The sequence below is a fragment of the Streptomyces sp. SM1 genome (assembly GCF_002910825.1).
In the GTDB taxonomy this organism is placed as follows: domain Bacteria; phylum Actinomycetota; class Actinomycetes; order Streptomycetales; family Streptomycetaceae; genus Streptomyces; species Streptomyces okerensis.
This window is the reverse complement of the sequence record NZ_NEUB01000037.1, coordinates 1-13,325: the sequence shown is the minus strand read 5'-3', so window position 1 is coordinate 13,325 and position 13,325 is coordinate 1. Positions and strand designations below refer to the sequence as shown.

At 71.3% G+C, this 13,325-nt stretch carries 10 protein-coding genes; 4 read left to right on the top strand and 6 right to left on the bottom strand.

Translation table 11 applies throughout. From position 1 onward, the window contains the following. On the bottom strand, window positions 1-463 hold a 463-nt coding region (locus B9S61_RS00770; protein WP_181007175.1), incomplete at its 3' end, for an ADP-ribosylglycohydrolase family protein. A gap of 264 nt (window positions 464-727) precedes the next feature. On the opposite strand from B9S61_RS00770, the gene B9S61_RS00765 reads away from it, so the two are divergent. The 3 genes from B9S61_RS00765 (at window position 728) to B9S61_RS00755 (ending at window position 7,890) form a co-directional block, all read left to right on the top strand. Beyond that, entirely contained in the window at window positions 728-1,459 is a 732-nt protein-coding gene (locus tag B9S61_RS00765) for a VIT1/CCC1 transporter family protein (RefSeq protein WP_103540439.1), read from the top strand. Window positions 1,460-1,829: 370 nt separating this feature from the next. Further along, window positions 1,830-6,434 carry a glutamate synthase large subunit gene (gltB, locus tag B9S61_RS00760; protein WP_103540438.1) on the top strand — a complete coding sequence of 1,535 codons (4,605 nt, stop codon included), beginning with the start codon at window positions 1,830-1,832 and terminating at the stop codon, window positions 6,432-6,434. Further along, window positions 6,427-7,890: a glutamate synthase subunit beta gene (locus B9S61_RS00755; protein WP_103540437.1), complete on the top strand. Its 1,464-nt coding sequence runs from the start codon at window positions 6,427-6,429 to the stop codon at window positions 7,888-7,890. The genes gltB and B9S61_RS00755 overlap by 8 nt, the downstream gene beginning before the upstream one ends. 161 nt (window positions 7,891-8,051) lie before the next feature. On the opposite strand, the gene B9S61_RS00750 is transcribed toward B9S61_RS00755, so the two are convergent. From B9S61_RS00750 to B9S61_RS00740, 3 genes are all read right to left on the bottom strand, one after another. Further along, on the bottom strand, window positions 8,052-8,846 hold the full coding sequence (locus B9S61_RS00750) for a chitosanase (protein ID WP_103540436.1): 795 nt from the start codon (window positions 8,844-8,846) through the stop codon (window positions 8,052-8,054). Window positions 8,847-8,934: 88 nt separating this feature from the next. After that, the gene (locus B9S61_RS00745) at window positions 8,935-9,837 is read right to left on the bottom strand and encodes a chitosanase (protein ID WP_103540435.1); all 903 of its coding nucleotides are present in this window, start codon (window positions 9,835-9,837) and stop codon (window positions 8,935-8,937) included. Beyond that, window positions 9,834-10,760, bottom strand: a complete 927-nt coding sequence (locus B9S61_RS00740; RefSeq protein WP_103540434.1) for a rhomboid family intramembrane serine protease — start codon at window positions 10,758-10,760, stop codon at window positions 9,834-9,836. Before B9S61_RS00740 ends, B9S61_RS00745 begins: the two co-directional genes overlap by 4 nt. 144 nt (window positions 10,761-10,904) lie before the next feature. On the opposite strand from B9S61_RS00740, the gene B9S61_RS00735 reads away from it, so the two are divergent. Continuing rightward, window positions 10,905-11,627, top strand: coding sequence for a VWA domain-containing protein (locus tag B9S61_RS00735; protein ID WP_103540433.1), 723 nt, complete (start codon window positions 10,905-10,907; stop codon window positions 11,625-11,627). Window positions 11,628-11,681: 54 nt separating this feature from the next. Here the strand turns inward: B9S61_RS00735 and B9S61_RS00730 are convergent, their stop codons facing one another. Both B9S61_RS00730 and B9S61_RS00725 read right to left on the bottom strand, forming a co-directional pair. Further along, window positions 11,682-12,323 (bottom strand): SIMPL domain-containing protein, encoded by a 642-nt coding sequence (locus B9S61_RS00730; RefSeq protein ID WP_103540440.1) that lies wholly within the window; start codon window positions 12,321-12,323, stop codon window positions 11,682-11,684. Between the two features lie 85 nt (window positions 12,324-12,408). Further along, complete coding sequence (locus B9S61_RS00725) at window positions 12,409-13,311, bottom strand: hypothetical protein (protein ID WP_103540432.1); 903 nt, start codon at window positions 13,309-13,311, stop codon at window positions 12,409-12,411. Between the last annotated feature and the right edge of the window lie 14 nt (window positions 13,312-13,325).

Below are 13,325 nucleotides of genomic sequence, written 5' to 3'. Positions count from 1 at the left end.
GGCCCGCCGCGAACACCCCGTGGGGCGCCGCCCGCATCGCCAGCCCGTCGCTCCAGGCGTGCCGGTGCTGCGCGGAGATGGGCGCCGCCAGGCCCCGGCGCAGGTTCTCCAGGGTGCCGCGCTCGCTGAAGCCGGCGCCCCGGAAGGGGCCCTCGGAGCGGTCCGCGATCCACTCGTGCCAGGCCGCCCCGACATGTGCCGGGGTGAGCGCGGAGCCGTGCCGGGCCAGCAGCAGGCCGGAGAAGATCGCGTACTCGGTGTCGTCCGTGCCCGCCGGGCGGTCGGTCACGTAACCGGTGATGCGGCCCCATCTCGCGCGGATCTCGGAGGGCAACATGTTCTCGGCCGGGGCGCCCAGCGCGTCGCCGACGGCCAGGCCGAGCAGTGCGCCGCGCGCCCGTTCACGGCGCCCGGGGGCGTTCCCGGGCGCCGGGGGTGAGGGGATGCGAGCGGTCGATGGCATACGCGGCTCTCCTCTCAGGCGCGCGCCCCGAGAAGGGCGCCGAGCCCTTTGCGGAACTGTCCCCGGTGTGATGTCCGGCGCAGCCTCACCGGCCTCAGCGTCACCCGGTCGACACCTGTGAGTTCATCTACGCGAACGGGCAGAAGGCGCAAAGCCGCAGGTTAGCCCAGCCTTTCCTTGCTGGCGGGAGGGCATGCGGACGCGTACATTGGGTGTCATCGAAGACTAGAACGTGTCCAAAGAAGAAGCTGTGGGGGGACAGGCATGGCCATCATCGACAACGAGGCGACGCTGCACGAGGCGCATCGCGACAACCACACGCACCGGGACGTCAACGGTGGCTGGCTGCGCCCCGCGGTGTTCGGCGCGATGGACGGCCTCGTCTCCAACCTCGCTCTCATCACCGGTGTTGCCGGCGGTGCGGTCGCCCCGCAGACCATCGTCCTCACCGGCGTCGCCGGACTCGCCGCCGGCGCCTTCTCCATGGCGGCCGGCGAGTACACCTCCGTCGCCTCCCAGCGTGAGCTGGTGGAGGCCGAGCTGGACGTCGAGCGGCGTGAGCTGCGCAAGCACCCGAAGGACGAGGAGGCCGAACTCGCCGCCCTCTACCAGTCCCGCGGCGTCGAGCCCGAGCTGGCCCGCGAGGTCGCCCGCCAGCTGTCCAAGGACCCCGAGCAGGCCCTGGAGATCCACGCCCGCGAGGAACTCGGCATCGACCCCGGCGACCTGCCCTCGCCCGCCGTGGCCGCGGTGTCCAGCTTCGGCGCCTTCGCGCTGGGCGCCCTGCTGCCCGTGCTGCCGTATCTGCTGGGCGCCACCAGCCTGTGGCCGGCCGTGCTGCTGGCGCTGACCGGGCTCTTCCTGTGCGGCGCGGTGGTGGCCAGGGTGACGGCGCGCACCTGGTGGTTCAGCGGACTGCGGCAGCTCGCCCTCGGTGGCGCGGCGGCCGGTGTGACGTACGCCCTGGGCGCACTGTTCGGAACGGCCATAGGATAATGTCCTTCGCGCTTATGCCAGGGGCCGCATAAATAGTTGTTACTTGCTGGTTTCGGCGGCATGACCACTGGGCATGAGCCGTAAGCGCTGTGGGCAATGAGGCCGGCGGCGTGCCCCGCGGGACGGGCGAAGGAGCCCTTTCCCGCCACGGACCGGCCGGCACCGATCTGCCCGGCCCGGTCTCCATGACTTCCACCGAGGGTGCGGAACCCCCGCCGCGACCCACTCGGTGTCCGCATGCTGGAACGGAATATCCCGGTTCCCGAGAACCGCTCCATCATGTAACCTGCACGAAATTTTGCACCTTCCGCAGAGGGCCAACGTCGTCCCTCGGCACTTCACATGCCACATGACGACGACGGGAGAGCCGATGCGTACGCCGCGCCAGCCGTCCCAGCATTCTCCGAGCGACCGCCCGAACTGGTCGTTCATGGATGCTCGCCCTGCCGCGCAGGGTATGTACGACCCCCGCAACGAGCACGACGCCTGTGGCGTCGGCTTCGTCGCCACCCTCACAGGCGAGGCGTCCCACACCCTGGTCGAGCAGGCCCTCACCGTTCTGCGCAACCTCGAGCACCGCGGCGCCACCGGCTCCGAGCCGGACTCCGGCGACGGCGCGGGAATCCTCTCCCAGGTGCCGGACGCCTTCTTCCGCGAGGTGGCCGGATTCGACCTGCCCGAGGCCGGTGGCTACGCCGTCGGTATCGCCTTCCTCCCGGAGGACGGCATCGACGCCGCCGTCGCCCGCATCGAGGAGATCGCCGCCGCGGAGGACCTGACCGTCCTCGGCTGGCGCGAGGTGCCGGTCGCGCCCCAGCTGCTCGGCGCCACCGCCCGCTCGACCATGCCGGCCTTCCGGCAGATCTTCGTCACCGCCGGTGAGAGCCGGGGCATCGAACTCGACCGCAAGGCGTTCGTGCTGCGCAAGCGCGCCGAGCGCGAGGCGGGCGTCTACTTCCCGTCCCTCTCCGCCCGCACCATCGTCTACAAGGGCATGCTGACCACCGGCCAGCTCGAGCCCTTCTTCCCGGACCTGTCCGACCGCCGCTTCGGCTCCGCGATCGCGCTGGTGCACTCCCGGTTCTCCACGAACACCTTCCCGTCGTGGCCGCTCGCCCACCCGTACCGGTTCGTCGCGCACAACGGTGAGATCAACACCGTCAAGGGCAACCGCAACTGGATGCGCGCCCGCGAGTCCCAGCTCGCCTCCGAGCTGTTCGGCAACGGCACCGACCTCGAGCGGATCTTCCCGGTCTGCACCCCCGACGCCTCCGACTCGGCGTCCTTCGACGAGGTCCTCGAACTGCTGCACCTGGGCGGCCGCTCCCTGCCGCACTCCGTGCTGATGATGATCCCGGAGGCGTGGGAGAACCACGACTCCATGGACCCGGCCCGGCGCGCCTTCTACCAGTACCACTCCACGATGATGGAGCCCTGGGACGGCCCCGCCTGCGTCACCTTCACCGACGGCACCCAGGTCGGCGCCGTACTCGACCGCAACGGCCTGCGCCCCGGCCGCTACTGGGTCACCGACGACGGTCTGGTCGTCCTCGGCTCCGAGGTCGGCGTGCTCGACATCGACCCGGCGAAAGTCGTCCGCAAGGGCCGCCTCCAGCCCGGCCGGATGTTCCTGGTCGACACCGCCGAGCACCGCATCATCGAGGACGACGAGATCAAGTCCGCCCTGGCCGCCGAGCACCCCTACGCGGAGTGGCTCGAGGCCGGCGAGATCGAGCTGTCCGACCTGCCCGAGCGCGAGCACATCGTGCACACCCACGCCTCGGTCACCCGCCGCCAGCAGACCTTCGGCTACACCGAGGAGGAACTGCGCGTCCTCATCGCGCCGATGGCCAAGGCCGGCGCCGAGCCGATCGGCTCGATGGGCACCGACTCGCCGATCGCCGCGCTGAGCGAGCGCCCGCGGCTGCTCTTCGACTACTTCACCCAGCTGTTCGCCCAGGTCACCAACCCGCCGCTGGACGCGATCCGCGAGGAACTGGTCACCTCCCTGCTCTCCTCGCTCGGCCCGCAGGGCAACCTGCTGGAGCCGACCGCCGCGGCCTGCCGCAGCGTCACGCTGCCCTTCCCGGTGATCGACAACGACGAGCTGGCCAAGCTCATCCACGTCAACGCCGACGGCGACATGCCGGGCCTGAAGGCCGCGACCCTCTCCGGCCTGTACCGGGTCTCCGGCGGCGGCGAGGCCCTCGCCGAGCGGATCGACGCCATCTGCGCCGAGGCCGACGCCGCCATCGACAACGGCGCCCGGCTGATCGTCCTGTCCGACCGGCACTCCGACGCCGAGCACGCGCCCATCCCGTCGCTGCTGCTCACCTCGGCCGTCCACCACCACCTCATCCGCACCAAGCAGCGCACCCAGGTGGGCCTGCTGGTGGAGGCCGGTGACGTCCGGGAAGTCCACCACGTCGCGCTGCTCATCGGCTACGGCGCCGCCGCCGTCAACCCGTACCTGGCGATGGAGTCCGTCGAGGACCTGGTCCGCGCGGGCACCTTCCTGGAGGCCGTCGACGGCGACCCCGAGAAGGCCATCCGCAACCTGATCCACGCCCTCGGCAAGGGCGTGCTGAAGGTCATGTCCAAGATGGGCATCTCCACCGTCGCCTCCTACCGCGGCGCCCAGGTCTTCGAGGCCGTCGGCCTCGCTGAGGACTTCGTCGAGAGGTACTTCAACGGCACCGCCACCAAGATCGGCGGCGTCGGCATCGACGTGATCGCCAAGGAGGTCGCCGCCCGCCACGCCAAGGCCTACCCCGCCTCCGGCATCGCGCCCGCGCACCGTGCCCTGGAGATCGGCGGCGAGTACCAGTGGCGCCGTGAGGGCGAGCCGCACCTGTTCGACCCGGAGACGGTCTTCCGCCTCCAGCACTCCACGCGCTCCGGCCGCTACGACATCTTCAAGAAGTACACCGAGCGCGTGAACGAGCAGTCCGAGCGGCTGATGACGCTCCGCGGGCTCTTCGGCTTCGACTCCGGCCGGGGACCGATCCCCCTGGAGGAGGTCGAGCCGGTCAGCGAGATCGTCAAGCGGTTCTCCACCGGCGCCATGTCGTACGGCTCCATCTCCCAGGAGGCGCACGAGACCCTCGCCATCGCCATGAACCAGCTGGGCGGCAAGTCCAACACCGGTGAGGGCGGCGAGGACCCCGAGCGGCTGTACGACCCGGCCCGCCGGTCCTCCATCAAGCAGGTCGCCTCCGGCCGCTTCGGCGTGACCTCCGAGTACCTGGTCAACTCCGACGACATCCAGATCAAGATGGCCCAGGGCGCCAAGCCCGGCGAGGGCGGCCAGCTGCCCGGCCACAAGGTCTACCCCTGGGTCGCCAGGACCCGGCACAGCACTCCCGGCGTCGGCCTCATCTCCCCGCCGCCGCACCACGACATCTACTCCATCGAGGATCTCGCCCAGCTGATCCACGACCTGAAGAACGCCAACCCCCAGGCGCGCATCCACGTCAAGCTGGTCTCCGAGGTCGGTGTCGGCACGGTCGCCGCCGGTGTCTCCAAGGCCCACGCGGACGTCGTGCTGATCTCCGGCCACGACGGCGGCACGGGAGCCTCCCCGCTCACCTCGCTGAAGCACGCCGGCGGTCCCTGGGAGCTCGGCCTCGCCGAGACCCAGCAGACCCTGCTGCTCAACGGCCTGCGCGACCGGATCGTCGTACAGACCGACGGCCAGCTCAAGACCGGCCGTGACGTGGTCATCGCCGCCCTGCTCGGCGCCGAGGAGTTCGGCTTCGCCACCGCCCCGCTGGTCGTCTCCGGCTGCGTCATGATGCGCGTCTGCCACCTGGACACCTGCCCGGTCGGCATCGCCACCCAGAACCCCGTCCTGCGGGACCGCTTCTCGGGCAAGGCCGAGTACATCGTGAACTTCTTCCGGTTCATCGCCGAAGAGGTCCGCGAACTCCTCGCCGAGCTGGGCTTCCGCTCCATCGAGGAGGCCGTCGGCCACGCCGAGGTCCTCGACGTGACCCGCGCGGTCAACCACTGGAAGGCCCAGGGCCTGGAGCTGGCACCCCTGTTCCACGTGCCCGAACTGCCCGCGGGAGCCGTCCGCCACCAGGCCGTCACCCAGGACCACGGGCTGGAGAAGGCGCTCGACAACCAGCTGATCAAGCTCGCCACCGACGCGCTGTCGGCGGCCGGCGCCGAGGACGCCCAGCCGGTGCGCGCCCGCATCGCCATCCGCAACATCAACCGCACGGTCGGCACCATGCTCGGCCACGAGGTGACGAAGAAGTTCGGCGGTGCGGGCCTGCCCGACGACACCATCGACATCACCTTCACCGGCTCCGCCGGCCAGTCCTTCGGCGCCTTCGTCCCGCGCGGTGTCACGCTGCGCCTGGAGGGCGACGCCAACGACTACGTCGGCAAGGGCCTCTCCGGCGGCCGCCTCGTGGTCCGCCCGGACCGCGCGGCCGACCACCTCGCCGAGTACTCGACCATCGCCGGCAACACGATCGCGTACGGCGCGACCGGCGGCGAGCTGTTCCTGCGCGGCCGCACCGGCGAGCGGTTCTGTGTCCGCAACTCCGGCGCCCTGGTCGTCTCCGAGGGCGTGGGCGACCACGGCTGCGAGTACATGACCGGCGGCCACGCGGTCGTCCTCGGCGAGACCGGGCGCAACTTCGCGGCCGGCATGTCCGGCGGCATCGCCTACGTCATCGACCTCGACCGGGACAACGTCAACGCCGGCAACCTGGACGCCGTACAGGCCCTGGACGACGCCGACCGGCAGTGGCTGCACGGCGTGGTCCGCCGGCACCGGGAGGAGACGGGTTCCACCGTCGCCGAGAAGCTGCTCGCCGAGTGGGACACCGCCGTGGAGCGCTTCAGCAAGATCATCCCCAGTACGTACAAGGCAGTGCTCGCCGCCAAGGACGCCGCCGAGCGAGCCGGTCTCTCCGAGACCGCGATCACCGAGAAGATGATGGAGGCGGCGATCAATGGCTGATCCTAAGGGCTTTCTGAACCACGGACGCGAGGTCGCCAGGTCCCGTCCGGTCGAAGAGCGCACGAAGGACTGGAACGAGGTCTACGTCCCCGGCTCCCTGCTGCCGATCATCAGCAAGCAGGCCAGCCGCTGCATGGACTGCGGCATCCCGTTCTGCCACAACGGCTGCCCGCTCGGGAACCTCATCCCCGAGTGGAACGACTACGCCTACCGGGAGGACTGGGGCGCCGCCTCCGAGCGGCTGCACGCCACCAACAACTTCCCGGAGTTCACCGGCCGGCTCTGCCCGGCGCCGTGCGAGTCCGCGTGTGTGCTCGGCATCAACCAGCCGCCGGTCACCATCAAGAACGTCGAGGTCTCGATCATCGACAAGGCGTGGGAGACCGGTGACGTCGCCCCGCAGATCCCCGAGCGCCTCTCCGGCAAGACCGTCGCGGTCGTCGGCTCCGGACCCGCGGGCCTGGCCGCCGCCCAGCAGCTCACCCGGGCCGGCCACACGGTCGCCGTCTACGAGCGTGCCGACCGCATCGGCGGCCTGCTCCGCTACGGCATCCCCGAGTTCAAGATGGAGAAGCGGCACATCAACCGCCGCATCGAGCAGATGCGCGCGGAGGGCACCAAGTTCCGCACCGGGATCGAGATCGGCCGCGACATGCCGGCGACGGCGCTGCGCAAGCGGTACGACGCCGTGGTCCTCGCCGTCGGCGCCACGACCGCGCGCGACCTGCCGGTGCCCGGCCGTGACCTCAAGGGCATCCACCAGGCCATGGAGTACCTGCCGCTGGCCAACAAGGTGCAGGAGGGCGACTACGTCGCCCCGCCGATCTCGGCCGAGGGCAAGCACGTCGTGGTGATCGGCGGCGGTGACACCGGCGCCGACTGCGTGGGCACCGCCCACCGCCAGGGCGCCGCGTCCGTCACCCAGCTGGAGATCATGCCCCGCCCGGGCGAGGAGCGGGACCCGGCAGCCCAGCCGTGGCCGACCTTCCCGATGCTCTACAAGGTCACCAGCGCCCACGAGGAGGGCGGTGAGCGGGTCTACTCCGTCTCCACCACCCACTTCGAGGGCGACGAGGACGGCAACGTCCAGTGGCTGCACCTGAGCGAGGTCGAGTTCGTCGACGGCCGCCTCACACCGAAGCCGGGCACCGAGCGCAGGATCCCGGCCCAGCTGGTCACCCTCGCCATGGGCTTCACCGGCACCGACCGGGACAACGGCCTGGTCGAGCAGTTCGGCCTGGAACTCGACGAGCGCGGTAACATCGCTCGCGACGCCGACTTCCAGACCAATGTGCCGGGTGTGTTCGTCGCCGGTGACGCGGGCCGCGGCCAGTCGCTCATCGTGTGGGCGATCGCCGAGGGCCGTTCCGCCGCCCGCGGCTGCGACCGCTCCCTCACCGGGGCGAGCGAGCTGCCGGCCCCGATCCGCCCGACGGACCGCTCGCTGATGGTCTGACGGAGCGGTGCACAAGGTGACCTGACGGTCCCTCATATACGTCCCGTACAAAGGCGTACGGGCGGGACATCTGAGGGGTGAATCCCCCCAGACCCCCCGAGAAGGCGCCTGCCCGCCCGTCCCCGACCGGACAACCGGGCAGGTGCCTTCACACGTCGGGCTCACGCCACCTTGTAGGTCACCCCGTACACCTCCCACTCCAGCGGGGTGTCGAGGTCCAGGTTCCCCTCCTCGAGGAAGCGGCGCTGGGCGGTGTCGACCCGGCTGGTGTCGTGCCCGGGGTGCAGTTCCCCCATGGCCTCGCGGCGGACGTCCAGGAACGCGGCCAGGTACTCCTCCTCGTCGCCGCCCTCCGCGGGGGTGTCCGCCCGCTTCACCGCCGCCGCGCGGATGCCGCCGAAGCTCGTGGGACCGTCACCGGGCCCGTGGTAGACGATGGCGTCGTAGTAGACGAACTGGCCCAGTGCCGACAGCCCGTCGCGCTCGGCCCGCCGTACCGCCGGACCGAAGTACTCCGTGTCCCGCTCGGCGTCCTGCGCGGCGCGGAACTCCGGCCGCTTCGCCTCCGCCTTCCAGGCCGCCGTGAACCCCGGGTCCAGGCCCTCGTGCGAGTCCGTGCCGTCGACCTCGCGCAGCGCGGGCAGATAGCGGGCCAGGCCGTTGCCCGGACGCTTCTCCGTGTACTTCTCGACGAGGGCCAGCAGATCGTGGGTGCCGGTGCAGAAGCCGATGATGCCCGCCGTGTAGCCCTGGCCGTCGTCTATGTCCTCGATGTAGCCGTAGGCGGTGCGCCAGTCGAGCGTGCCGTTCTCGGCACTGGCCACTATCCGCTGCGCCAGCTCCTTCTTGGCGGGACTGGCCAGCCCCGGCGCGTCCTCCTTCCCGGACGCGGCGGACGAGCAGCCCGCCACCGCGACGAGGGCGACGGACAGGGCCGTGAGCAGGGCACGTTTCATGGGCCAAGCGTACGGAAGAGACGGTTCGGGCCGCCGTCGTCCGGCGCCGCGGACCCGTCACGCCCGCCGGCGTGCGGGCGGCGCGGCGTCATCCGGGAAGTGTGTAGCGCTCGCCGTGCGTCTCCCAGCGCAGAGGCGTGTCCAGATCCAGGTTCCCGGCCTTCAGGAACCGGCGCTGGGCCGTGTCGACGCGGGAGGTGTTGCGGTCCGGGTAGCGGCTCAGCATGGTGTCGCGGCGGACGTCGAGGAAGGCGTCGAGATACGTCTCCTCGAGACCGCCCGCCGCGGGTGTCCGAGCCCGGTCGACGGCCTGTGCGCGGATGTCGTAGAAGCCGCCCGCCTCGATGCCGGGCCCGTGGAAGACCATCGCGTCGAAGTAGACGAACTGGCCCAGCGTGCCGAGGCCGTCCAGCTTGGCGAGGCGTACCGCCGGTTCGAAGTACCTGCGGTCGCGCTCCTTCTCCTGCGCGGCCCGGAACGCGGCCGTCCTCGCCTCCGCCTTCCAGGCGGCCCGGAAGCCGGGGTCCAGGCCCTCGTGCGAGTCCGTGCCGTCGACCTCGCGCAGCGCCGGAAGGTAGGGCGCCAGCCCGTTGTCCGGGTGCTCCTCGGTGTAGGTCTCGACCAGTGCGAGCAGATCGTGGGTGCCGGTGCAGAAGCCGACGATGCCCGCCGTGTACCCGCAGCCGTCGTCCGCGTCCTCGATGAGGCCGTAGGTGCCGCGCCAGTCGGTCGTCGCGTGCTCGGCGCTCGCCACCAGCCGCTGGGCCAGTTCCTTCTTCTCCGGGGCGGCCAGTCCCGGCGGCCGGGCGGCGACGACCGCGTCGTCGGCCGACAGTTCCTTCTCGGCGCGGTCCTTGGCCTCCTCCAGCGCCGTTCGCGCGGTGGCCACGGGCCGTGGGGCCGGGGTGTCGGGGGAGTCGGACGGCAGCATGAAGTACACCGCCGCTGCGATCAGGGGAACGGCGGACAGGAGCACACCGGCGGGTTTCACAGCGGGGCACCTCCACTCGTCAGTCCGGACACCTTGACCGCCGCCGCCACCAGCAGCAACGCCAGCAGGACAGTACAGGCCGCCGCCTGGATCAGCACCCGGCGGCCGCCCCGGGGCACGTACGCGAAGACCAGCGCCACCGCGCCGCCCGCCAGCAGTCCGCCGAGGTGGCCCTCCCAGGACGTGACGACCGCCGAGATCACCAGCCACAGCAGCAGCCCGGCCATGAACCGGTTGACCTGGGCCATGGGGGCGCCCACCCGCCGCGCCATCACGTAGGAGGCGGCCCCCACCCCGAAGATCGCACCGGACGCGCCGACCACGGCGTCCTCGGGTGCGATCAGCAGCACCAGCACCGAACCGCCCAGCGCCGACAGCAGGTACAGCACGAGGTAGTGGACGCGGCCGAGTATCGGCTCGACCAGCCGGCCCAGATTCCACAGCACCGCCATGTTCATCACGATGTGCAGGATCCCGAAGGTGCCCCCGGTGGGCGGCAGATGCAGGAACGCGCCGGTCAGCAGCCGGTACCACTCCCCGTCCACCACCCCCTCCGGAGTGAAGCCCCCGGGGTACGGGTGGAGCCACACGTAGTGCTCACCGTCGGGCCCGAGCAGCCCCGCGCCCACCATCGCGAACCGGTCCACGATCTCGGGCCGCAGCAGCTCCGCCAGGTACACCAGGACGTTGACGGCGATCAGTACGTACGTCACCACCGGCACCGCCGACACCCGGCCGCCCGTCAGGGTCCGGGCCTGCCGCATCGACCGCGCGCCCTCCTTCACGCACTCGGGGCACTGGTGGCCCACGGCCGCCTCCCGCATGCAGTCCGGGCAGATGTACCGCTCGCAGCGCGTGCAGCGGACGTGGCACTCCACCTTCGGATGGCGGTAGCAGGTGGTGACGGTGGAATCGGAATCCACGAGCCGGCTCCTCGGGGTGCGGGGACGGAAAAGAGCCGGTGGGGACGGCGGCGAACAAAATAGCGAACGCCGGTGGACGGAGTGAATGGCGGGGTGGGGGTGCCGTACCCTCGGGGCCAGTTCCGTGACCGAGGGGGGAGCCGTATGGCCGCGATCAGCCTGACCGAGGCCGAGGAGACCGCGCCCGCGCTGGTCAGCCTCTACAAGACCGCCGGGGTGTCACTCACCAAGCACGGGATGGACGGTGTGCGCGCCGCCGTCTACCTGGTGGTCGACTACTCCGGCTCGATGAAGCCGTACTACAAGGACGGCAGCGTGCAGGCGCTCGCCGACCGGGTGCTGGGTCTGTCGGCCCACCTCGACGACGACGGCACCGTCCCGGTCGTCTTCTTCTCCACCGACGTCGACGCCGTCACCGACATCGCCCTCGCCGACCACCGGGGCCGCATCGAGCGGATCGTGGCCGGACTCGGACACATGGGGAAGACCAGCTACCACCTGGCGATGGACGCGGTCATCGACCACTACCTGGACAGTGGCTCCACCGAGCCCGCGCTCGTCGTCTTCCAGACCGACGGCGGCCCCGTCAACAAGCTCGCCGCGGAGAAGTACCTGTGCAAGGCCGCCCGGCTCCCGCTCTTCTGGCAGTTCGTCGGCTTCGGCGACCCGCGCAGCAAGCAGTTCGACTACCTCCGCAGACTCGACGACCTGGCCGTACCGGCCAAGCGGCCCGTCGACAACGCGGGCTTCTTCCACGCGGGCGCGGATCCGCGCACGGTGTCGGACGCGGACCTGTACGACCGCTTGGTGGGCGAGTTCCCCGGGTGGCTGGCAGCGGCGCGGACGCAGGGGATCGTACGGTCCTGACGCCTCCGGCGCCGATGCCCGTCCGGCGGTGGCCCCTCCCGGGCGCGGCCGGGCCTAGCGTCCCAGGGAGAAGCCCAGCACCACGCCCGCCGTCACCTCCACCATGCCCGGCACGAGGTCTCCCGACGAGTTCCCGCCACCGCCGCCGTGCCCGCGGTACCGGCGGAACTCCTGCGACTCGGAGTCCACGTCCTGGATGTGCAGCACCGTCCCCAGACGCACCTCCGCCGCCTCCGCGTACACCTGCGCCTTGCGGCGGGCCGCCGCGACCGCACGGCGCCGTGCCTCGTCCCGCAGCCCGGGCTTGTCGTGCACGTCGAACTCGACGTCGTCGATGTCGTGCGCACCCGCTCCGACCGAGTCCACGATCAGTTGCTGAAGACCGTCCAGCGCCTCGCTCTCGACGACGTACGCGGCCTTGCAGCGGTAGCCGAGGAACGTCCGGTCACCGCCGTACCCGTCGTACTCCGAACTCAGCCTGAGCCGCGAGCCGGACACCGACGCGTCCGGAACACCGTGCCCGCGCAGGACCTCCCGCAGCCGTGCCACCGCCGCCCCCGCCTCGTGGAACGCCCGGTCCGCAGCGCTCTCCAGCACATCCACGCCGAGCGTCACCCGGACCAGCTGCGGCTCGGCCCGCACACTGCCGGCACCGAAGACACCGATCCCCCAGGGCTCCTTGATCGTTGCTGTCATGCGGGCATTGAAGCACCGCCGGACCACCGCGCGCCGGGGATTCCCCGGGCCCACCCGGTGCCGCGGCCGCCCGCCCCCGCGGCCGTCACGTGTCGCACTCCAGCACCGTCCGGCACAACCCGCAGCGCGCCCGCACCCGGCCCCCGACCGGAACCCGGATCCGCTGGTGGCAGGTCGGGCACGGGAACGACACCCGCAACGGACCGCGGTCGTCCGCCGTGAAGCGGTACGGCACCTCCCGCTGTCCCCCGGCCGGGACGGTGCCGCCGTCCAGGGCGTGCCGCCGGTCCCGCGCGTACCGCCGCCGGCCCGCCCAGCCGGCCGCGGTCAACGGCGGCTGCTCCCCGTCCCGCCGCGCCAGCGCCATCCCCTTCCCGTACGCCGTGTAGGCCTGCGCGCTGGTGAACCACGCCGACGGGTCCTCCCCGAACAGCAGCGACCGCTTCGCCAGTACGTAGCCGAACTCCTCCGGCGTGAGGTACCCCAGCTTCTGCGACGACGCCCCGTCCTGACGGAACGCGTCCAGCAGCAGCCATCCCGCCCCCAGATAGGCCGCCGTCGTGTCGGTGAGGATCTCGTTGTCCCGCGTCCCCGGGAACGACAGCCCCAGCCGGTGCAGGTACACGTGTGCCACCTCGTGCGCCAGCGCCGCCCCGATGTCCCGCCGGTGTGTCCGGAACCGGTCGTTCAGCTCGACGAAGTACTCCGGCCCCGCGGCCAGTTCCACGTTCGCCGCGTGGGTCATCTCGCGGAAGCCGACGATCAGCCGCGCGTCCGGCAGCCGGTAGTGCCGCACCATCTCACGGGCCACCCGCTGCGCCCCCAGATGCAGATCGTCCGTGTCGCAGAACGCCACGTCCACGGGCGCCACACTCACCGGGAACGTCCGGACGGTGTCGTACGACAGCCGCCTGTACAGCGCCGTGACGGCCTCCCGCACCGTCTCCAGGTGCGGGTAACCATGCTCCACCGGTCCGCCGTCCGCCACGTCGCACCCCCGCG

What these genes read in the sequence shown, in the direction of transcription:
- B9S61_RS00765 (WP_103540439.1), top strand. Translation starts at nt 728, where the DNA reads ATGGCCATCATCGACAACGAGGCGACGCTGCACGAGGCGCATCGCGAC.
- B9S61_RS00735 (WP_103540433.1), top strand. Translation starts at nt 10,905, where the DNA reads ATGGCCGCGATCAGCCTGACCGAGGCCGAGGAGACCGCGCCCGCGCTG.
- B9S61_RS00730 (WP_103540440.1), bottom strand. Translation starts at nt 12,323, where the DNA reads ATGACAGCAACGATCAAGGAGCCCTGGGGGATCGGTGTCTTCGGTGCC.
- B9S61_RS00750 (WP_103540436.1), bottom strand. Translation starts at nt 8,846, where the DNA reads ATGAAACGTGCCCTGCTCACGGCCCTGTCCGTCGCCCTCGTCGCGGTG.
- gltB (WP_103540438.1), top strand. Translation starts at nt 1,830, where the DNA reads ATGCGTACGCCGCGCCAGCCGTCCCAGCATTCTCCGAGCGACCGCCCG.
- B9S61_RS00755 (WP_103540437.1), top strand. Translation starts at nt 6,427, where the DNA reads ATGGCTGATCCTAAGGGCTTTCTGAACCACGGACGCGAGGTCGCCAGG.